This is a genomic window from Sunxiuqinia sp. (assembly GCF_055140945.1).
The window spans coordinates 18,781-39,483 of the sequence record NZ_JBSQYS010000039.1 but is presented as its reverse complement, the minus strand read 5'-3'; the positions used below and the strand labels follow the sequence as shown (position 1 = coordinate 39,483).

The 20,703-nt window shown below is 39.8% G+C and carries 18 protein-coding genes and 4 tRNA genes; 20 read left to right on the top strand and 2 right to left on the bottom strand.

All coding sequences use genetic code 11. The features are described 5' to 3' along the window. The first annotated feature begins 65 nt into the window (after positions 1-65). The 18 genes from ACTB00_RS15975 (at position 66) to ACTB00_RS15890 (ending at position 16,007) form a co-directional block, all read left to right on the top strand. Complete coding sequence (locus ACTB00_RS15975; protein WP_463300911.1) at positions 66-977, top strand: helix-hairpin-helix domain-containing protein; 912 nt, start codon at positions 66-68, stop codon at positions 975-977. 136 nt (positions 978-1,113) lie between these two features. Next, on the top strand, positions 1,114-1,305 hold the full coding sequence (gene rpsU / locus ACTB00_RS15970; RefSeq protein ID WP_159523125.1) for a 30S ribosomal protein S21: 192 nt from the start codon (positions 1,114-1,116) through the stop codon (positions 1,303-1,305). Positions 1,306-1,351: 46 nt separating this feature from the next. Next, positions 1,352-2,236 carry a tyrosine-type recombinase/integrase gene (locus ACTB00_RS15965; RefSeq protein WP_463300910.1) on the top strand — a complete coding sequence of 295 codons (885 nt, stop codon included), beginning with the start codon at positions 1,352-1,354 and terminating at the stop codon, positions 2,234-2,236. 18 nt (positions 2,237-2,254) lie between these two features. Then, complete coding sequence (gene hpf / locus ACTB00_RS15960) at positions 2,255-2,557, top strand: ribosome hibernation-promoting factor, HPF/YfiA family (protein WP_159523121.1); 303 nt, start codon at positions 2,255-2,257, stop codon at positions 2,555-2,557. 175 nt (positions 2,558-2,732) lie between these two features. After that, a tRNA-Thr gene (locus tag ACTB00_RS15955) sits at positions 2,733-2,806 on the top strand. Between the two features lie 23 nt (positions 2,807-2,829). Continuing rightward, a tRNA-Tyr gene (locus tag ACTB00_RS15950) sits at positions 2,830-2,912 on the top strand. 83 nt (positions 2,913-2,995) lie between these two features. After that, positions 2,996-3,068: transfer RNA gene (locus ACTB00_RS15945), tRNA-Gly, on the top strand. A 27-nt stretch (positions 3,069-3,095) separates the two neighbouring features. Further along, positions 3,096-3,167: transfer RNA gene (locus tag ACTB00_RS15940), tRNA-Thr, on the top strand. A 47-nt stretch (positions 3,168-3,214) separates the two neighbouring features. Continuing rightward, positions 3,215-4,402 carry an elongation factor Tu gene (tuf, locus tag ACTB00_RS15935; RefSeq protein WP_463300909.1) on the top strand — a complete coding sequence of 396 codons (1,188 nt, stop codon included), beginning with the start codon at positions 3,215-3,217 and terminating at the stop codon, positions 4,400-4,402. A 140-nt stretch (positions 4,403-4,542) separates the two neighbouring features. Continuing rightward, positions 4,543-4,734, top strand: a complete 192-nt coding sequence (gene secE / locus ACTB00_RS15930; protein WP_235934501.1) for a preprotein translocase subunit SecE — start codon at positions 4,543-4,545, stop codon at positions 4,732-4,734. A gap of 18 nt (positions 4,735-4,752) precedes the next feature. After that, on the top strand, positions 4,753-5,301 hold the full coding sequence (gene nusG, locus ACTB00_RS15925; RefSeq protein ID WP_159523115.1) for a transcription termination/antitermination protein NusG: 549 nt from the start codon (positions 4,753-4,755) through the stop codon (positions 5,299-5,301). A gap of 22 nt (positions 5,302-5,323) precedes the next feature. Continuing rightward, on the top strand, positions 5,324-5,767 hold the full coding sequence (gene rplK / locus ACTB00_RS15920; protein WP_159523113.1) for a 50S ribosomal protein L11: 444 nt from the start codon (positions 5,324-5,326) through the stop codon (positions 5,765-5,767). Positions 5,768-5,781: 14 nt separating this feature from the next. Beyond that, positions 5,782-6,477 carry a 50S ribosomal protein L1 gene (rplA, locus tag ACTB00_RS15915; RefSeq protein ID WP_463300908.1) on the top strand — a complete coding sequence of 232 codons (696 nt, stop codon included), beginning with the start codon at positions 5,782-5,784 and terminating at the stop codon, positions 6,475-6,477. Positions 6,478-6,491: 14 nt separating this feature from the next. Next, on the top strand, positions 6,492-7,010 hold the full coding sequence (rplJ, locus tag ACTB00_RS15910; RefSeq protein WP_463300907.1) for a 50S ribosomal protein L10: 519 nt from the start codon (positions 6,492-6,494) through the stop codon (positions 7,008-7,010). A gap of 38 nt (positions 7,011-7,048) precedes the next feature. Beyond that, complete coding sequence (rplL, locus tag ACTB00_RS15905; protein ID WP_463300906.1) at positions 7,049-7,429, top strand: 50S ribosomal protein L7/L12; 381 nt, start codon at positions 7,049-7,051, stop codon at positions 7,427-7,429. Positions 7,430-7,541: 112 nt separating this feature from the next. Beyond that, a complete protein-coding gene (rpoB, locus tag ACTB00_RS15900) occupies positions 7,542-11,354 on the top strand; it encodes a DNA-directed RNA polymerase subunit beta (RefSeq protein WP_463300905.1) in 3,813 nt (1,270 codons plus the stop codon). A 55-nt stretch (positions 11,355-11,409) separates the two neighbouring features. Continuing rightward, a complete protein-coding gene (gene rpoC, locus ACTB00_RS15895; protein ID WP_159523103.1) occupies positions 11,410-15,678 on the top strand; it encodes a DNA-directed RNA polymerase subunit beta' in 4,269 nt (1,422 codons plus the stop codon). An 11-nt stretch (positions 15,679-15,689) separates the two neighbouring features. Next, a complete protein-coding gene (locus tag ACTB00_RS15890; RefSeq protein ID WP_159523101.1) occupies positions 15,690-16,007 on the top strand; it encodes a DUF3467 domain-containing protein in 318 nt (105 codons plus the stop codon). A 326-nt stretch (positions 16,008-16,333) separates the two neighbouring features. Here the strand turns inward: ACTB00_RS15890 and ACTB00_RS15885 are convergent, their stop codons facing one another. After that, positions 16,334-16,549 (bottom strand): dodecin family protein, encoded by a 216-nt coding sequence (locus ACTB00_RS15885; RefSeq protein ID WP_463300904.1) that lies wholly within the window; start codon positions 16,547-16,549, stop codon positions 16,334-16,336. Positions 16,550-16,705: 156 nt separating this feature from the next. Further along, positions 16,706-18,040: a Gfo/Idh/MocA family protein gene (locus ACTB00_RS15880; RefSeq protein ID WP_463300903.1), complete on the bottom strand. Its 1,335-nt coding sequence runs from the start codon at positions 18,038-18,040 to the stop codon at positions 16,706-16,708. A gap of 426 nt (positions 18,041-18,466) precedes the next feature. Here ACTB00_RS15880 and ACTB00_RS15875 point away from each other — a divergent pair, with 426 nt between their 5' ends. Beyond that, entirely contained in the window at positions 18,467-18,727 is a 261-nt protein-coding gene (locus ACTB00_RS15875) for an OadG family protein (protein WP_463300902.1), read from the top strand. Between the two features lie 63 nt (positions 18,728-18,790). Continuing rightward, on the top strand, positions 18,791-20,698 hold the full coding sequence (locus ACTB00_RS15870; RefSeq protein ID WP_463300901.1) for a biotin/lipoyl-containing protein: 1,908 nt from the start codon (positions 18,791-18,793) through the stop codon (positions 20,696-20,698). Positions 20,699-20,703: the final 5 nt, after the last annotated feature.

Genomic DNA, 20,703 nt, shown 5'->3' with positions numbered 1-20,703 from the left:
TAACTTTTGAAAAGATTTTGTTATTCAGCTGACGAAAGCTAAAGTCTGATCAAAAGAATATCCTAGTGAAACTACACCGCATAATTCTGGAATATTTTACGTTTACCAAAAATGAGCGACGTGGCTTGCTTGTCCTTTTATTTTTGATTTTATTTTTTCTACTGGCCAACCAACTCATCTTTTATTTCGAGACTCCCGGGGAAGCCGATCCTGAAAAGTTTAAGAGGCTCATTGCGATGCTCGAGGAAAACGAGAAAAATGAAATACCGGAAACCGGAAAGCTTTTTCTGTTTGATCCCAATACGATCGATTCTATTCAGTTGGATAGCTTGCGCTTACCGCATCAGGTCAAGCAGAATTTACTGAAGTATCGACAAAAAGGAGGGCGCCTTTATCAAGCTGAAGATATCCGGAAAATATATGGGATGAATGATTCTATTTTTGAGGCAGTTTATCCTTATGTCTCCATTAAAAAGAAGCAAATTGCAAAAAAAGAGAACGCGAATTCCTTCTTTTCTGAGAAGGCTGAGGTTGGCACAGTCGTAAAAGAAGCTCCTCCTATTGTTGAGATTGAAAGAACATTTGAAATAAATTCAGCAACAGCGAAAGATCTCAAATTGTTAAGTGGTATTGGCAGTGTATTGTCGAAACGAATTGTAAAGTACCGGGAACTTCTTGGCGGTTTTTATACGTTGGAGCAACTTCATGAAGTTTATGGCTTGAAACCGGAAACCATTAATAACATACTTCCGTATTTGAAAATAGACACTACGGCTATTCGAAAGATAAACGTTAATTTTGCAGATGCTGCTGAGATTGCAGGACACCCATACGTAAGCTGGGATCAGGCAAACGCCATTGTAGACTTCCGTTCGAGAAACGGATTTATTAAAGATGTTAGAACGATACGATCAAACAATTTGATGAATGAGGAAGACTTCAAAAAAATCACCCCCTATTTGAAAACTAAAAACTGATTGAAGTTGTTTAATTACTAGCCGATTAAGAGCAGTACGATTTAAATGTTTATTTTTTTATGAGATTAATTTGAATACTATCATAGAATTCATAAATTTGCGGCTCGAAATTTAAACAGCTTAAAATTAAAATTATATGATCGTTATTCCTGTTAAAGAAGGCGAAAATATCGAAAGAGCCCTTAAGAGATTCAAGAGAAAGTTTGAAAAAACTGGCGTAATCAAAGAGTTACGTGGAAGACAAGCCTATGTAAAGCCTTCAGTAGAAAGAAGAGCTGAAGTGAAAAAGGCTATCTATATTGAACAATTGCAACGCGAAGAAGACTAGATTACTTTAGCCTGATTCCCTTTGCAATAAAAAAAGACGTTTTTAAATGTCAAATCGGGAATCATTTCTGAAATACTTGAAATTCGAGAAAAGGTGTTCAAAGAATACCGTTGTAGCATATGAAAAAGACCTCGATCAGTTTGAAGAGTTTGTCTTCAGTACGGTCGGGGATTTTGATGTTAAAACGGTAGATACAAAATTGATCAGAAGCTGGGTGGTTTATCAAATGAGTCAAGGGCTAACGGCAAAAACGGTAACTCGAAAAGTTACTTCGCTTAAAGCTTTTTACAAATACTTGCTACGGCAAGAGATTATTCCGGCAAGCCCTGTTGATGGAGTGATAACACCTCGTGTTCCCAAAAAGCTCCCGATTTTTGTTGACGAGAATAGCTTGCACCATTTGTTGGATGACGGTTATTTTTCGAAAGACTTTGAAGGAGTTCGCGACAAGCTTATCCTGAGCTTGTTTTATGGAGCTGGGATTCGACTTTCAGAATTGGTTAATTTAACCCGTGGGCAGATTTTTCTTTCGGAATACCTGATAAAGGTGTTGGGAAAAAACAACAAGGAAAGAATTGTACCCTATCCAAGAAGCTTGAATACCTTGATTGAAGAGTATTTAGTTTTGAGGGAATTGGAGTTCGGCGAAGGAATGTCATATCTCTTCGCAACGAAAAAGGGGAAGAAGGTTTACGAGAAATTGGTATATCGCGTCGTAAAAAAGTACCTAACATTGGTAACAACACTTGAAAAAAAGAGTCCGCACGTACTTCGACACAGCTTTGCAACGCATTTGTTGAATCGGGGAGCGGATCTGAATGCCGTTAAAGAGCTGCTGGGACATAGTAATCTTGCTGCGACCCAGGTTTATACTCATACAACAACGGACAAACTTCAAAGCATTTACAAACAAGCTCATCCGAGAGCCTAAATTAAAGGAGGAAAAAACATGAACATTAATTTGAATGCAGTTCATTTTACACCAGATCAGAAATTAGTCAGTTTTGCAAATAAAAAGCTAAATAAACTGGACACCTTTTTTGAGGGAATTATATCCGCAGAATTAATTTTAAAGGTGACCAAACCTGAGGCAGTCGATAACAAGATGGCAGAGATCAAACTTTCGATACCTTCTAATGGATATTTGTTTGCTAAAAAAGAAGCTGCGACTTTTGAAGAAGCTATTGATTTAGCTGCTGATGCCATTCGTAAACAACTTACTAAATTCAAAGAAAAGAAGAAGGAAAAATAATTTCAAAAAAAGCTTTAATTCTTGTGAGTTTTTTAAAAATATTCATACATTTGCAAACCCTTTTTGGGCAAGTCTCTGGATAGTCAGGGCTTGGACATGATAAACCTCAGTAAACATACGAAATTGATCGTTTGCCGGGGTTTTGATTTGACCAAAAAAATGGGGAGAAGATGTTGCCGAATTAGCTCAGTTGGCCAGAGCACGTGATTTGTAATCTCGGGGTCCTCAGTTCGAATCTGAGATTCGGCTCGTAACGTTCTAAAAATATTGTAGGGGAGATACCAAAGCGGCCAACTGGGGCAGACTGTAACTCTGCTGACTTATGTCTTCGTAGGTTCGAATCCTGCTCTCCCCACAACTCTTTTAATATAGTTTCCGAATAACCGCGGTTTTAATTTGGAATTCTGAATTAGGAAGCTGATATTTACGGGGTTTTTTGCGGGAGTAGCTCAGCTGATAGAGCATTAGCCTTCCAAGCTAAGGGTCGCGAGTTTGAATCTCGTCTCCCGCTCAATTTTTTAAAACGAAATTATTCGTTGCCGGGGTAGCTCAGGGGTAGAGCGCATCCTTGGTAAGGATGAGGTCACGAGTTCAATTCTCGTCCTCGGCTCACTGATAAATAAATAGAAAAAAGATAATTAATAATTATTACGAGTTATGGCTAAAGAACATTTTAATAGGGATAAAGACCATGTGAACATTGGTACTATTGGCCACGTTGACCATGGTAAAACTACCCTGACAGCTGCTATTACAACAGTATTAGCAAAAAAAGGTTTCTCTGAGATTAAATCATTTGATTCAATCGACAGTGCTCCTGAAGAAAAAGAACGTGGTATTACTATTAATACTGCTCACGTTGAGTATCAAACTGCTACGCGTCACTATGCGCACGTAGATTGTCCGGGTCACGCCGATTACGTTAAGAACATGGTAACTGGTGCTGCTCAGATGGACGGAGCTATTATTGTAGTAGCTGCAACTGATGGTCCTATGCCACAAACACGCGAACACATTCTGTTAGCTCGTCAGGTAAACGTACCAAGATTGGTTGTTTTCATGAACAAAGTTGACATGGTAGAAGATCCAGAATTGTTGGAATTGGTTGAAATGGAAATTCGTGAATTATTAGATTTCTATGAATTTGACGGTGACAATGCTCCTGTTATTCAAGGTTCAGCTCTTGGTGCTCTTAACGGAGAACCAGAATGGGAAGAAAAAGTTCTTGAGTTGATGGATGCTTGTGATACTTGGATTCCACTTCCTCCTCGTGATATTGATAAACCATTTTTAATGCCGGTTGAGGATGTATTCTCAATTACAGGTCGTGGTACTGTAGCTACTGGTCGTATTGAAACAGGTGTTGTTCATACTGGTGATGAGCTTCAGTTGATTGGTTTAGGTGCTGAAGGTCGTAAGACTGTTTGTACTGGTGTTGAGATGTTCCGTAAGATTTTGGATGATGGTCAAGCTGGTGACAACGTTGGTTTGTTGCTTCGTGGTGTTGACAAAAAAGAAATCAAACGTGGACAGATTTTGGCTAAACCAGGTTCAATCACTCCTCACACAAAGTTTAAAGCTGAGGTTTATGTATTGAAAAAAGAAGAAGGTGGACGTCACACTCCATTCCATAATAAATACCGTCCTCAGTTCTACCTGCGTACGCTTGACGTAACTGGCGAGATTACATTAGAAGAAGGACGCGAAATGGTAATGCCTGGCGATAACGTAACAATCAACGTAAGCTTGATTTATCCAGTGGCATTGAATACTGGTCTACGTTTTGCAATCCGCGAAGGTGGACGTACAGTAGGTGCTGGTCAGGTAACTGAAATTGTAGAATAATACAAGAAAAAATAAGAAGTAGGATGTCCCGGACCGAAGGGTTCGGGACTCTTTACGGATGAAACTCACTAGGGAGTTTTTTATGCTTTTATAAAGTAGGTTCGATTTCCTGCCATCTGACAACTTAAAACACAATATTGATGAAACTTAAACTATACTTAGAAGAAGCTTATAATGAGCTTGTTCATAAAGTTTCTTGGCCAACTTGGAAAGAGTTGCAAAACAGTGCATTTATCGTTATGGTTGCTTCCTTTATTATAGCACTTGTTGTATTCGTAATGGACATCTCTTTTGAGAACATTATGAACTTTGTGTACAGTTTATTTTATTAATACGATTGGAGAAACTACATGAGCGAAATTGTAAAAAAATGGTATGTTCTTAGGACTATTGGTGGGAAAGAAAAGAAGGTAAAAGAATATATCGAAAGCGAAATTGCAAATGCTGGGCTTCAAGAGTATGTTTCACAGGTACTAATTCCAACTGAAAAGGTCTATCAAATCCGTAACGGGAAAAAGGTGAGCAAAGAGCGTAACTTCTTTCCTGGTTATCTTTTGTTAGAGGCTGCTCTGGTAGGTGAGATTCCACACATGTTGAAAAGTATTACCAACGTGATCGGATTCTTAGGTGACACCAAAGGAGGAGATCCTGTACCAATGCGTCAGACTGAAGTTAACCGTATCTTAGGTAGGGTTGATGAAATGGCTGAAAATGACGAGGAAATGAACATTCCTTATGTTGTTGGTGAAACTGTGAAAGTTACTGATGGTCCTTTTAACGGATTCAACGGAATCATTGAAGAAATCAATGAGGAGAAGAAGAAGTTGAAAGTGATGGTCAAAATTTTTGGACGTAAAACACCCTTGGAACTTAGCTTTATGCAAGTTGAAAAGGAGTAGTTAAATTTTTATTGATTTTATTATGGCTAAAGAAGTTGCTGGATTAATTAAGTTACAAATTAAGGGGGGTGCAGCTAACCCTTCACCTCCGGTAGGACCAGCATTAGGTGCCAAAGGGGTTAATATCATGCAGTTCTGCAAACAGTTTAACGGGCGGACACAAGACCAGGCTGGTAAGGTGCTTCCTGTAATTATTACTGTTTATGCGGATAAATCGTTTGATTTTGTAATTAAACAACCCCCAGTGGCCATTCAATTGCTCGAAGCCGCTAAATTGAAATCAGGATCAGCTGAACCACATGTTAAAAAAGTGGGTAAAGTAAGCTGGGATCAGGTAAAAAAGATTGCAGAATCTAAAATGTCTGATTTAAACTGTTTCACAGTGGAGTCTGCTATGAAAATGGTTGCTGGTACTGCCAGAAGCATGGGAATTAACGTAACAGGTCAATTTCCATCAAATAACTAATTAAAATTTTAAAAATGGGCAGAATTACAAAAAATAGAAAGCTTGCTCAGGAGAAACTTGAAAAGGATAAAATATATTCACTATCTGATGCTGCATCTTTGCTGAAGGAAATTACTTTTACAAAGTTTGATGCGTCAGTTGATATTGATGTCCGTTTAGGAGTAGACCCGAGAAAAGCCAATCAGATGGTTAGAGGCGTTGTATCCTTACCCCATGGAACTGGTAAAGAAGTCCGTGTATTAGCGTTGGTTACGCCTGACAAAGAGGCAGAAGCCAAAGAAGCTGGTGCTGACTTTGTTGGTCTTGATGAGTACATCGAGAAAATCAAAGGCGGATGGACTGATTTCGATGTGGTAATTACCATGCCTCCAGTTATGGGAAAGGTTGGCCCGTTAGGTCGGGTTTTAGGACCCAGAGGCTTGATGCCTAATCCAAAAAGCGGAACCGTGACTATGGATATTGGCAAAGCTGTCGGTGAAGTTAAACAAGGTAAAATTGATTTTAAAGTAGATAAATTTGGTATTATTCACACTTCAATTGGTAAAGTTTCCTTTACTGCTGAAAAGATTGTTGAAAATGCCCATGAGTTTATCAACACCATTGTCAAATTGAAACCGACTGCAGCGAAAGGAACTTACGTTAAAAGTATTTCCCTGTCAAGCACAATGAGTCCTGGAATTCAAGTCGAATTAAAGTCAGTTACTGACTAGTAAAATATTGCAAGATGAAAAGATCAGAAAAATTAACGATTATTGACAATCTGACTGAGCAGATCAATTCTTACAATCACTTTTACCTGGCGGATATTGCTGACCTTAATGCAGAAGACTCTAGTAGTTTAAGGCGCCTATGTTTTACCAAAGATGTAAAGCTGGTTGTAGTTAAGAATACACTATTAAGAAAAGCGTTAGAAAATTCTGAAAAGAATACAGACGAGCTTTTCGACTCTCTCAAAGGTAATACTTCAATCATGTTTTGTGAAGTTGGAAATACTCCGGCTAAACTGATTAAAGAGTTCTCAAAAATACATAAAAAGCCATTATTGAAGGCTGCTTATGTTGAAGAATCAGTTTATGTTGGCGAAAACCAATTAGAAGCATTATCAACAATTAAGTCTAAGGATGAATTACTTGGAGATTTGGTTGCCCTGTTACAATCACCAATGAAAACAGTTATTGGTCAATTGCAATCAGGAGGAAACAAAATTCATGGAATCCTTCAGACACTTTCAGAAAAAGAATAAATTTAGTTACAATTTTATAGCATAAAAATTAAGAAGAAATGGCAGATTTAAAAGCACTTGCAGAAGAGTTAGTAAACTTGACTGTAAAAGACGTCAATGAATTAGCTGACATTTTAAAAGAAGAATATGGAATCGAACCTGCAGCAGCTGCTGTAGCTGTAGCTGGACCTGCCGCTGGTGGTGGTGAAGAAGCTGAAGCTGCTGAGCAAACTGAATTCGACGTAATCTTAAAAGCAGCTGGTGGTTCAAAACTTGCAGTTGTGAAGTTAGTTAAAGAATTGACTGGCTTAGGTCTTAAAGAAGCAAAAGCTGTTGTAGACGAAGCACCTAAAGCAATCAAAGAAAAAGTTTCAAAAGACGAAGCAGAAGCATTAAAAAGTCAGTTAGAAGAAGCTGGAGCTGAAGTTGAACTTAAATAAGAGACTTAAGACCTTTAAGAATGGTCTGAATAATGGTTTAGAACCTCACATAAGTGGGGTTCTAAGCCTTTTTGTATATTGATGTATTAAGTTCACTTAATTTTGTTGATACATGTCGTTAAATACTGAAAATCAGAGAATTAGTTTCTCTTCCACAAAAACTAAATTTGATTATCCTGATTTCCTGGAAGTTCAAGTAAAGTCATTCATCGATTTCTTTCAGTTGGTAACAACTCCTGAAAACAGAACCGTTGAAGGCCTATACAAGGTTTTCGAAGAAAACTTTCCAATCACGGATACTCGAAATAATTTCGTTCTTGAATTTCTAGACTACCAGGTTGACCCGCCAAGGTACGCGATTGAAGAATGTATTGAACGAGGTTTAACCTTTAGCGTTCCGCTTAAGGCAAAATTAAAGTTGTACTGTACTGATCCTGAGCACGAAGATTTTGACACGGTTATTCAGGATGTGTATCTGGGAACTGTTCCTTACATGACTGAAAGAGGAACTTTCGTTATTAACGGAGCCGAACGTGTTGTTGTTTCGCAGCTACATCGTTCTCCGGGGGTTTTCTTCGGGCAAAGTTTGCACGCTAACGGTACAAAGCTTTATTCGGCACGTATTATTCCATTTAAAGGGTCATGGATCGAGTTTGCAACCGACATCAATTCGGTGATGTTTGCTTACATCGACCGTAAAAAGAAATTACCTGTAACCACATTGTTGCGGGCCATTGGATACGAAAGCGATAAAGATATTCTCGAAATATTCGGATTGGCTGATGAAATTAAAGTATCCAAATCCGGTTTAAAGAAAGTAGTAGGAAGAAAGTTAGCAGCCCGTGTTTTGAAAACCTGGGTTGAAGACTTTGTTGATGAAGATACCGGTGAGGTTGTTTCGATTGAACGGAATGAAGTGGTCATCGACCGCGAAACCGTCATTGAAAATGATCATATTGAAGAAATTCTGGACTCTGGCACCAAAACAATTTTGTTGCATAAAGAAGATCAGAATCTACAAGACTTTGCGATTATATATAATACGCTTCAAAAAGACCCGTGTAACTCGGAAAAAGAAGCAGTTTTACATATTTACCGTCAGTTGCGTAATGCTGAACCGCCAGACGAAGCAACTGCACGCGATGTAATTGATAAATTATTTTTCTCTGAAAAACGTTACGACTTAGGAGAAGTAGGACGTTACCGTATCAACAAGAAGTTGGGCTTGAATATCGAGATGGATACTCAAGTACTGACCAAGGAAGATATTATAGAGATTATCAAATATTTAATCAAGCTGGTTAATGCAAAAACTGATGTCGATGATATTGACCACTTGAGTAACCGTCGTGTTCGTACAGTTGGCGAACAGATGTATAACCAATTTGGTGTTGGATTAGCACGTATGGCCCGGACTATTCGTGAGCGAATGAATGTTCGAGATAATGAGGTTTTTACTCCAATTGATTTGATCAATTCAAAAACCTTGTCATCGGTTATTAATTCATTCTTCGGAACCAATGCCCTATCTCAGTTTATGGATCAAACGAATCCATTGGCGGAGATGACACACAAACGTCGTATGTCTGCTCTGGGACCTGGAGGTCTGTCGCGTGAGCGTGCAGGTTTCGAGGTGCGTGACGTTCACTTTACTCACTACGGACGTCTTTGTCCGATTGAAACTCCAGAGGGACCAAACATTGGTCTGATTTCTTCATTATGCGTTTTTGCTAAAGTAACTGACTTAGGATTTATTTCTACTCCGTATCGTAAGGTCGAGAACGGACAGGTTGATTTATCTGAAGATGGTGTTGTTTACCTGACAGCGGAAGAGGAAGAAGGAAAAATAATTGCACAGGCAAATGCACCGATCGATGACGAAGGTTACTTCGTCAATCAGAAAGTTAAATCACGTCTTGAAGGTGACTATCCTGTTGTTGAAAAAGAAGAAGTTCAGTTGATGGACGTTGGTCCTAACCAGATTGCATCAGTTGCAGCTTCGTTGATTACTTTCCTGGAGCATGATGATGCGAACCGTGCATTGATGGGATCGAATATGATGCGCCAGGCAGTACCATTGTTGAGACCTGAAGCTCCTATTGTAGGAACAGGTTTAGAGGGTAGTGCTGCTCGCGATTCACGCGTTCTCGTTTCAGCTAAAGGTGAGGGAGTAATTGAGTATGTTGATGCTAATGAAGTGATTGTTCGATATGATATGAGCGATGACGAGAAGTTCGTTAGTTTCGAGCCGGAAGTCGTTTCATACAAATTACCAAAATATCAAAAAACGAACCAAGGATCAACGCTTGATCTTAAGCCAATTGTAGGTAAAGGACAGCGTGTAACTAAAGGTCAGGTGCTGACTGAGGGATATGCTACCCAAGGTGGTGAATTAGCTCTAGGACGTAACCTGAAAGTTGCCTTTATGCCATGGCAGGGATATAACTACGAGGATGCAATTGTGATTTCGGAGCGAGTAGTTCGCGAAGATATTTTTACTTCAATTCACGTAGATGAGTATTCTCTTGAAGTTCGTGATACAAAACGTGGTGTTGAAGAATTTACTTCCGATATACCAAATGTTAGCGAAGAGGCCACTCGCAACCTCGATGAAGCTGGTTTGATTCGCGTTGGTGCGAATGTTAAACCGGGAGATATCATGATTGGTAAGATTACCCCAAAAGGAGAATCAGACCCTTCACCTGAAGAAAAATTACTTCGTGCTATCTTTGGTGATAAAGCCGGTGATGTAAAAGATGCTTCGTTGAAAGCTTCTCCGTCATTAAAAGGTGTTGTTATCGATAAAAAGCTATTCTCGCGAGTTGTAAAAGATAAAAAGGGTAAAGCGGCTACTAAGCCATTGCTTGATCAAATTGATGAAGAACTTGAACGCGCAGTAAGTGCATTGAGAGCGAAACTGGAAGATAAGCTTTTCAGCATGGTGAATGGTAAAACCAGCCAAGGTGTAAAAGATTATTACGGGGGTGATATTATTGCGAAAGGTGTTAAGTTCACTTTGAAACAAATTCAGGAAATAGACTTTTTGACAGTTAACCCTAGCAAGTGGACTACCGATCAGTCGAAGAATGATTTGATTTTCAGACTAATTGTTAATTATATCCAAAAATACAAGGAACATGAGGCCGTTGCTCGTCGTAAACGTTACAACGTAACCATTGGAGATGAGCTTCCAGCCGGAATTATTCAATTGGCAAAAGTTTACGTTGCGAAAAAACGTAAACTGCAAATTGGAGATAAAATGGCGGGACGACACGGTAACAAGGGTATTGTATCACGTATTGTTCGTGATGAAGATATGCCTTTCCTTGCTGATGGTACTCCTGTTGATATTGTTCTGAATCCATTAGGTGTACCATCGCGTATGAACCTTGGACAGATTTACGAAACTGTTCTTGGATGGGCAGGTAAAGAACTAGGATTGAAGTTTGCCACTCCGATTTTCGATGGTGCAAGTCTTGAAGAAGTAACTGCATACACCGACAAAGCAGGTGTACCAGCTTACGGAAAAGCATATTTGCATGATGGGGAAACCGGAGAACGATTTGACCAGCCAGCAACCGTAGGAATTATCTATATGTTGAAACTGGGGCACATGGTTGAAGATAAAATGCATGCTCGTTCCATCGGACCATACTCATTAATTACGCAGCAGCCTCTCGGTGGTAAAGCACAATTTGGAGGGCAGCGTTTTGGAGAGATGGAAGTTTGGGCACTTGAAGCCTTTGGTGCTTCTCATATCCTTCAGGAAATTCTGACCGTGAAGTCGGATGATGTACTGGGTCGTGCTAAAGCATATGAATCAATTGTAAAAGGAGAACCAATGCCACAAGCAGGCATTCCTGAATCATTGAATGTATTGCTCCACGAATTACGCGGACTTGGCTTGAGTGTTACATTGGATTAACTTCTGGTGTACACCGCAGTCCTATTATTAACTTGATTTAAATATACATCGATATATGGCATTCAGAAAAGACAATAAAGTTAAAAGTAATTTTGCCAAAATAGCGATTAGTCTTTCTTCTCCTGAAGAGATCTTAGAACGTTCGCACGGAGAGGTACTAAAACCCGAAACCATTAACTACAGAACTTATAAACCAGAGAGAGATGGTTTGTTCTGTGAGCGGATTTTCGGGCCAGTAAAAGACTATGAGTGTCATTGTGGTAAATATAAGCGTATTCGTTACAAGGGGATCGTATGTGACCGTTGTGGAGTTGAAGTAACTGAAAAGAAAGTACGACGCGAGCGCATGGGCCACATCTCATTAGTTGTTCCTGTGGCGCATATTTGGTATTTCAAATCATTACCAAACAAAATTGGTTACTTACTTGGATTACCAACTAAGAAGCTAGATACGATTATTTATTACGAAAGATATGTTGTAATCCAACCGGGAATTAAAGGCCAGGATGGAATTAAGAAATTGGATTTCCTAACGGAAGAAGAGTATCTGGATATTTTGGATACGCTTCCAAAAGAAAATCAATATTTGGATGATGACGATCCTAATAAGTTCATTGCCAAAATGGGAGCTGAAGCACTTTATGGTTTGCTTGAGCGTATCGAGCTGGATGAACTTTCGTATGATTTAAGACATAAAGCCAGCACCGAAACATCGCAACAACGTAAAAACGAAGCTTTAAAACGTTTGCAGGTTGTTGAAGCTTTCCGTGCGAGCAAAAATATCAACCGTCCGGAATGGATGATTGTAAAAGTTGTTCCTGTAATTCCACCGGATTTACGTCCGTTGGTGCCATTGGATGGTGGCCGGTTTGCTACTTCCGATTTGAATGACCTATACCGTCGTGTTATTATCCGTAATAACCGGTTGAAACGATTAATCGAAATCAAAGCACCCGAAGTAATTCTTCGTAATGAGAAGAGGATGCTTCAGGAAGCAGTTGATTCATTATTTGACAACTCGCGTAAATCGAATGCTGTTAAAACGGAAAATAATCGTGCCTTGAAATCACTTTCTGATTCGTTGAAAGGAAAGCAAGGTCGTTTCCGTCAAAACTTGTTGGGTAAGCGTGTTGACTATTCTGCTCGTTCTGTAATCGTTGTAGGACCAACGTTGAAACTGCATGAGTGTGGTCTTCCAAAAGATATGGCTGCAGAGCTTTACAAACCATTTATCATTCGTAAGTTGATTGAACGTGGTATTGTAAAAACTGTTAAGTCTGCTAAAAAGATTGTTGATCGTAAAGATCCGGTGGTTTGGGATATCCTTGAAAACGTATTGAAAGGACACCCGGTGATGCTTAACCGTGCACCCACCCTTCACCGTTTGTCAATCCAGGCATTCCAACCTGTATTGATCGAAGGAAAGGCGATTCAATTACATCCATTGGTTTGTAGCGGTTTCAATGCCGACTTCGATGGTGACCAGATGGCGGTTCACTTGCCATTGGGGAATGCTGCAATCTTGGAAACACAGTTGTTGATGTTGGCTTCTCATAACTTACTAAACCCTGCGAATGGTGCTCCTATTACCGTACCTTCTCAGGATATGGTTTTGGGTCTGTATTATATGACAAAACCACGTGAGGGTGCTATCGGTGAAGGAATGACTTTTTACTCATCAGAGGAAGTTATTATTGCTTACAACGAAGGCCGTTTAGAAAAGCACACCATTATTAAAGTAAAAGTGGAAGATGTTGATGATAATGGTGAGTACTTCAAACATATCGTTGAAACCACTGTAGGACGTGTGTTATTTAATCAGGTGGTTCCTCGTGAAGCTGGTTATATCAACGAGTTGTTGACAAAGAAGTCATTACGTACAATTATTTCCGATATTTTCAAAAAAGCTGGAAACGCGACTACTGTACGATTCCTGGATGATATGAAAGATTTGGGTTATAAGGCTGCTTATCATGGTGGTCTGTCGTTCAACCTAAACGACGTTATTATTCCGGAAGATAAAGTTGGTATTGTTGAAGCCGGTTATCAGGAAGTCGAAGAAGTGATGGCCAACTATAACATGGGATTCATTACCAATAATGAAAGATACAATCAGGTGATTGATGTCTGGACCCATGCCAATGCCAAGCTGACTAGCTCGGTAATGAAAACGTTGAGTACTGATAGACAGGGTTTCAACTCTGTGTATATGATGCTTGACTCCGGTGCCCGTGGTTCTAAAGAGCAGATTCGTCAGCTTTGTGGAATGCGTGGACTGATGGCTAAACCTCAAAAGTCCGGTTCTACAGGAGCGCAGATTATTGAGAATCCGATTTTGGCAAACTTCAAAGAAGGCCTTTCCGTATTGGAGTACTTTATTTCTACTCACGGTGCTCGTAAAGGTTTGGCGGATACCGCCCTGAAAACAGCCGATGCAGGGTATCTGACTCGTCGTTTGGTCGATGTTTCGCAAGATGTGATTGTGGCCGATGAAGATTGTGGCACGTTGCGTGGACTGATCGCTTCTGCTATCAAGAATAACGAAGAAATTGTCGCATCGCTTTCTGAGCGTGTTATCGGTCGGACTACGGTTCACGATGTTTATCATCCTCTTACCGGAGATTTAATTATTTCTTCAGGAGAGATAATATCTGAAGAAATTTCGCAGAAAATTGAAGACTCGCCAATTGAGAGTGTTGAAATTCGTTCAGTATTAACATGTGAGGCCAAAAATGGTGTCTGTAGTAAATGTTACGGACGAAATTTGGCAACAGGTAATCTTGCTCAACGCGGTGAAGCTGTTGGTGTAATTGCTGCACAGTCGATCGGCGAGCCTGGTACTCAGTTGACACTTCGTACTTTCCACGTTGGTGGTATTGCTGGTAACATTTCATCTCAGTCGATGGTTGAGTCTCGTTATGACGGTATTGCTGAAATCGAAGAGCTTCGTACAGTGGAAACGAAGGACGAAACCGGAGATAAGACCTCAATCGTGATCGGACGTTTGGCAGAATTGAAAATTATTGATAAAAATACTCGAATCCCACTGTCAAATCATAGCATTCCTTATGGTTCGAAATTGTACATCGAGAATGGACAAGAAGTAACTAAAGGACAAAAGATTTGTGAATGGGATCCATATAACGGGGTAATTATTTCTGAATTTAAAGGTAAAGTTGCATTCGAAGCTTTGATCGACGGAGTTACTTTCCGCGAAGAGTCGGATGAACAAACCGGTTATAAAGAGAAAGTAATTATTGAAACCCGTGATAAAACGAAAAACCCATCATTAAAAGTCCTTGACGAAAGTGGTGACGTGATTCGTACTTATAACTTGCCGGTAGGCGGACACATTTCAGTAAGTGATGGAGATACCATTACAGCCGGTCAGGTATTGGTTAAAATACCTCGCGCTTCAGGAAAAGCAGGTGATATTACCGGTGGTCTTCCACGTGTAACCGAGTTGTTTGAGGCTCGTAACCCATCTAACCCAGCTGTTGTTTCTGAAATTGATGGAGAGATCTCATTCGGTAAAATTAAACGTGGTAACCGCGAAATTATCGTAACATCACGAGGCGGCGAAGTGAAAAAATATCTGGTACCACTCTCTAAACAGATTCTGGTGCAAGAGAATGATTACATTCGAGCTGGTATTTCATTGTCTGATGGTGCAATTACGCCTTCTGACATCCTGGCGATTAAAGGACCTACTGCTGTTCAGGATTATATTTTGAACGAAGTACAGGACGTTTACCGGATGCAGGGTGTGCGTATTAACGATAAGCACTATGAGGTGATTATTCGTCAAATGATGCGTAAAGTTGAAATCATTGATTCTGGTGATACTCGCTTCCTCGAGAAGCAAATTGTTGACAAGAACGAATTCGCTCATGAAAATGACTGGATTTACGCCAAGAAGGTTGTCGTTGATCCGGGTGATTCGGAGTTGCGTGCTGGGCAGATTGTTACTGCACGTCGTTTACGAGATGAAAACTCAGTTCTACGTCGTAAAGACAAGAAAATCGTTGAATCTCGTGATGCGATTCCAGCAACATCAAGTCAAATTCTCCAAGGTATTACACGTGCCGCACTTCAAACACGCAGTTGGTTGTCTGCTGCATCATTCCAGGAAACAACCAAAGTATTGAACGAGGCAGCTATTCAGGGAAAAGTTGATTACTTAGACGGATTGAAAGAAAACGTTATTTGTGGTCACCTGATTCCTGCAGGTACTGGATTGAAAGAATACAAGAATTTGGTAGTTGGATCTCGCGAAGAGTATGATCGAATCGTTGATGTGAAGGAAACTGAACGTCAAAATTAGGAGAATTAATTATGTCAGAAAATAAGAATAAAAATCAGATGAACATTGAGTTGAGTGAAGAAGTGGCTCAGGGAACATACTCGAACCTGGCTATTATTACTCACTCCAGTTCAGAGTTTGTTCTCGACTTTGTACGCATAATGCCGGGAGTTCCAAAGGCGAACGTTAAATCCAGGGTGATTCTCACTCCGGAACATGCAAAACGTCTTTTGTTAGCTTTGCAGGACAATGTTGACAAGTTTGAGAAACAACATGGGTCAATAAAAGTTAGCGGTGGCAATCCAATGGTTCCACCGATGAACTTTGGAGGACCAACAGCTGAAGCTTAATTCTTACTTATAATATTTAAAGCCGTTTCGATTTTTTCGAAGCGGCTTTTTTTTGCCTTTAACTGTTGGAAATCGAGGACTTTTGTTAATCTTTGACAAGATCTGCAATACGGAATTACATTAAAGGCTTAAGGTCACGGACCTATTTGATATATTCGGTTTCGCTTCTATCACAAATTGTTAAAGACTCGAAACATGACACTAAATTATTCGCACTACTTGGATGGTTGAGAACTGATTTTTAGCTTCATTTTTCTCTCCGTATGCTTACAGGATGAAAGTTGTTCTTCCATCCTGTAAGCAGATTTTTAGATCTGTTGTGATTTTTAATGATGTCCGTCAAACTTGAACGACACCTTCACTTTCGTACGATAGCTTTCAATTTTGCCGTCGTTGATGTGCATATCCATAGCGGATACTTCTGCTATACGCAAATCACGTAGCGATCCAGCTGCTTTGGAAATAGCATTTGCAGCTGCTTTTTCCCATGATTCACTGCTGGTGCCAACCAGTTCTACAATTTTATAAACGCTTTCAGACATAATTACCTCCTTTTTATTTGTGGTTTTCTTTTATGTACTCTCAATTATGACCTGTGGTTTCGTAAAACTTTGTGCTTGATAATAGGTTCGATTTTTTTTTTGCGTAAAAAAAAGCTGCCTTATGCAAGACAGCTTCAAGAAAGAAATATTTAAACACTACAGTAAATTCCATCCATCACGATAATGGTAATGCAATTTAGCAGTTGCCTCTCCATCTTCATCATCTACAAAGGTTTCAGTTTCGGGATTCCATTTAATTGTGCGTTTTAGGTCACAGGCAATATTGCCTAATGTACAAACGGTACACGAACTGTGTCCAATTTCTACCGGAACGATTGGGTCAACCCGGTTTTTGACAGCTTCGATGAAGTTGATTTGATGAGGAATTTTAGTCTCATAGGGAGTGTCATCATCAACGGCACTTGCTGATTCGGGAGGTAATAATGAGTCATCAGAAGCCAAATAATGACCACGTGATACCTCAATCCAGCCATCTTCTCCCCAAAACTTCACCCCTTTGGTTAATTTCTCATCAAATGGTTCCGAGGTCATAACAACCCCATCTGCATATTTAAACATCATGAATTCAGTGCCATCACCTATCGGAGATATTTCTACCGGTCCGCTTCGATCCATTCCGAGTCCCCATTGAGCAATGTCAAACATATGAGCTCCCCAGTCGGTTGTGAAGCCGCCACCCATTTCTTTGTACCAGCGCCAAGCACCCCATATTTTTTCATTTTCGACCGGATCAAGCGAAATTGGTGGATTCAACTCATTATTGAAATGAATATCGTCAGGTAGTGGTCCCAACCAACGATTCCAATTTAAATCTTCCGGAACAGATTCCTTCGGTAGATCGTAAGGTGTTGGCGGAGCACCAACATAGGCATTTACTTTTTGCATTTTTCCTAACCTGCCGGACTGAACCATTTTAACAGCATGCTGAAATCTAGGGTCTGACCGTTGCTGGCTTCCAATGCCTAAGATCCGGTTCGTTTCGCGAACTACTCGTTTTAGCTCCTGTCCTTCTTTAATGGTAAAGGTCATTGGCTTTTCCAAATAAACATCTTTTCCTGCTTGGCAAGCAGCAATGGCTATCATTGCATGGGCATGGTCGGGTACAGCAATTACAACGGCATCAATGTCGTCACGCTGAGGTAAATCTTCGTATCTCTCGTAGGTTTTTACTTCCTCTTCAATGCTATTATTTGTGTTGAATTCATTTACGATGTTTTCAAAACGCTGACGTTTGCGTCCGTACACGTCGCACCCTGCAACAACACGAACTTTCGGAACTTGCATGAATCCATTTAAAAGGAATATAGATTGTCGTCCCATACCAATAAAGCCAAGGCGAATACTGTCATCTGCCGCATTTTTTGATGTACACGCATTTATTGAAGGTAAAAAAGTAATGCCGGCCATTCCAATGGCTGCCGTGTTAAGAAAACGTCTTCGTGAAATCGAACGTTTAGTCTGATTCTTCATTTTAGTTGATTTAATTAGATTGATAGTGAATATAGTTAAGTTTTAAGAATAAAACATGTTGGTTTGTAAAGTAAAAGCAGCCCTAAAAGAAGAGTGATGATATTCAACGTATTTGTCGTGGATAAGTTTAACTTTATGGAGGCTGAGAAAAGCAGGTCTAAAAAGCGATAAAAAACTATTATTTTCTGAAAATTATTAAATGATAAAATCCCCTGGCTTCGTCTCTGCTATTGGGATTTGAGAATGTTTGTTGCTTGGCTGTATGCTTATATGTATTGATGGATTTCGAAATGATAAAAATCAATGTTAATTAATTAATAATTGTATTTCGCATATATTTTTAAACATTTTTGTTCGGTTAAAAAATTGGTATCATTGTTATCGATCCATATCATGGGAAGAATTTTTTAAAAAAATATTGAAAAGATGAGTGACTTAGGATTTGCATTGCAATTGATGGGAATAGGAATGATTACCGTGTTTCTAATTCTGTCGTTAGTTGTTTTAATTGGTAATTTGATTATACGTTTTGTCAATAAATACCTCCCCGAAGAAGTAAGTAAGAAAGTTCAACAAGTAGCCAGCCAGGCAACTGAGTTCAATCGCAAAAAAGTTGTAGCTATTGTTTCAGCTGTAAAGACAGTTACTGAAGGGAAAGGACATGTTACAAAAATTGAAAAGCTTTAAGCGTTTTTCAATCCAAACTTTGTAGCAAACCAATAAAAAACCATATAAAATTATTATAGCCTTATGGAAAAGAGAAAAATCAAATTTTCTTTGCTCTACCGGGATATGTGGCAGTCGTCAGGAAAATACCTGCCACGGGTAGATCAATTAGTAAAAGTCGCACCGCACATCATTGAAATGGGATGTTTTGCCCGAGTGGAGACAAATGGTGGTGGTTTTGAGCAAATTAATTTGCTTTTTGGAGAGAACCCAAATAATGCAGTCCGTAAGTGGACCCAACCATTTAATGATGCCGGTATCCAAACACATATGTTGGATCGATCGTTAAACGGCCTTCGCATGAGCCCCGTTCCGGCTGATGTTCGAAAAATGATGTACAAGGTGAAAAAGGCTCAGGGAACAGATATTACCCGCCCTTTTGATGGATTGAATGACGCCCGCAACATTCTTGATTCAATTAAATATGCCAAAGAAGGTGGAATGATTGCGCAAGCCGCGCTAAGTTTAACTTATTCTGAAGTTCATACGGTAGATTATTACGTGAAATTGGCTGATAAGTTGATAAAAGGTGGTGCCGATGAAATTTGCTTGAAAGATATGGCAGGAATCGCACGCCCGGCATGGCTGGGTAAAATTGTCACAGGTATCAAAAAGAAATATCCTGAAATCCCAATCCAATATCACTCTCACTCGGGACCAGGCTTTGCCATGGCATCAATCCTGGAAGTTTGTCGTGCAGGTGTTGAGTACATAGATGTTGCCATGGAACCACTTTCATGGGGAACAGGACATGTTGATTTGTTAGCTGTTCATGCAATGTTAAAAGATGCGGGCTTTGACGTCCCGGAGATCAATATGGACGCCTATATGAAAGTGCGTAGCTTAACTCAAAGTTTCATAAATGATTTTCTTGGATACTACATTAATCCAAAAAATCGCTTCATGAACTCACTGTTGATCGGACCAGGTCTTCCTGGAGGAATGATGGGATCATTAATGGCTGATCTTGAAAATAACCTTGCAAGCATTAACAAGTGGAAAACGAAGAACAATAAACCAACATTGACACAAGATGATTTATTGGTTAAACTGTTCAACGAAGTTGAATTCATTTGGCCAAAAGTAGGTTATCCTCCGTTGGTAACTCCGTATAGCCAATATGTCAAAAACCTTGCGCTAATGAATGTTATGCAGCTTGAAAAAGGCAAGGAACGCTGGACGATGATTGCTGACAATGTTTGGGACATGCTAATGGGCAAAGCTGGCGAATTGCCTGGCGAATTGGCTCCGGAACTTAAAGCATTAGCAAAAGAACAAGGAAAAGAAAAATTTACAGATACGCCACAGAGTTTATTTCCTGACGCATTGAATACATTCAAAAAGGAAATGGACGAAAAGGGATGGGATTATGGTAAGGACGATGAAGAATTGTTCGAATTAGCCATGCATCCGGAGCAATATCGCGCGTACAAGTCAGGTGAAGCTAAAAAAGCTTTTGAAGCTGATTTGGCTAAAAAACGAGAAGAAGGTGCTGGCTTGTTGGAAGGAACGAAAAAAGAAGAAGCGCCTGCAGCATCTCCTGCGGCTAATTTCAATCCATCATCAATGATTGTGGACGTTGACGGAGAAAAATTCAAAGTGTCAGTTGCCTATGGGGAGAATGGAACAGTTGAATCGGCTGCGCCTGCGTCACCAGAAAAAGCACCTGCTTCGGCGCCCGCGCCAACCGTTAATGGAAGCGCAAAAGAGATTTTGGCCCCACTTGAAGGAAAGTTCTACCTAACAAAAGAAAGCTCGGAAACGGCTATTAAAGTCGGCGATGAGATTAAAGTCGGCGATTTGATTGGTTACGTTGAAGCAATGAAAACTTTTAACGCTATAAAATCCGATGTGTCAGGTAAAGTAGTTGAAGTTGCATTTGCCACTGGTTCCGAAGTTGAAGAAGACGACGTTTTAGTAAAAATCCAATAACAGAA

Excerpts from the sequence above, each read along its gene's own strand:
- rpsU (WP_159523125.1), top strand. The coding sequence starts at position 1,114 with ATGATCGTTATTCCTGTTAAAGAAGGCGAAAATATCGAAAGAGCCCTT.
- ACTB00_RS15965 (WP_463300910.1), top strand. The coding sequence starts at position 1,352 with ATGTCAAATCGGGAATCATTTCTGAAATACTTGAAATTCGAGAAAAGG.
- hpf (WP_159523121.1), top strand. The coding sequence starts at position 2,255 with ATGAACATTAATTTGAATGCAGTTCATTTTACACCAGATCAGAAATTA.
- tuf (WP_463300909.1), top strand. The coding sequence starts at position 3,215 with ATGGCTAAAGAACATTTTAATAGGGATAAAGACCATGTGAACATTGGT.
- secE (WP_235934501.1), top strand. The coding sequence starts at position 4,543 with ATGAAACTTAAACTATACTTAGAAGAAGCTTATAATGAGCTTGTTCAT.
- nusG (WP_159523115.1), top strand. The coding sequence starts at position 4,753 with ATGAGCGAAATTGTAAAAAAATGGTATGTTCTTAGGACTATTGGTGGG.
- rplK (WP_159523113.1), top strand. The coding sequence starts at position 5,324 with ATGGCTAAAGAAGTTGCTGGATTAATTAAGTTACAAATTAAGGGGGGT.
- rplA (WP_463300908.1), top strand. The coding sequence starts at position 5,782 with ATGGGCAGAATTACAAAAAATAGAAAGCTTGCTCAGGAGAAACTTGAA.
- rplJ (WP_463300907.1), top strand. The coding sequence starts at position 6,492 with ATGAAAAGATCAGAAAAATTAACGATTATTGACAATCTGACTGAGCAG.
- rplL (WP_463300906.1), top strand. The coding sequence starts at position 7,049 with ATGGCAGATTTAAAAGCACTTGCAGAAGAGTTAGTAAACTTGACTGTA.
- rpoB (WP_463300905.1), top strand. The coding sequence starts at position 7,542 with ATGTCGTTAAATACTGAAAATCAGAGAATTAGTTTCTCTTCCACAAAA.
- rpoC (WP_159523103.1), top strand. The coding sequence starts at position 11,410 with ATGGCATTCAGAAAAGACAATAAAGTTAAAAGTAATTTTGCCAAAATA.
- ACTB00_RS15890 (WP_159523101.1), top strand. The coding sequence starts at position 15,690 with ATGTCAGAAAATAAGAATAAAAATCAGATGAACATTGAGTTGAGTGAA.
- ACTB00_RS15885 (WP_463300904.1), bottom strand. The coding sequence starts at position 16,549 with ATGTCTGAAAGCGTTTATAAAATTGTAGAACTGGTTGGCACCAGCAGT.
- ACTB00_RS15880 (WP_463300903.1), bottom strand. The coding sequence starts at position 18,040 with ATGAAGAATCAGACTAAACGTTCGATTTCACGAAGACGTTTTCTTAAC.
- ACTB00_RS15875 (WP_463300902.1), top strand. The coding sequence starts at position 18,467 with ATGAGTGACTTAGGATTTGCATTGCAATTGATGGGAATAGGAATGATT.
- ACTB00_RS15870 (WP_463300901.1), top strand. The coding sequence starts at position 18,791 with ATGGAAAAGAGAAAAATCAAATTTTCTTTGCTCTACCGGGATATGTGG.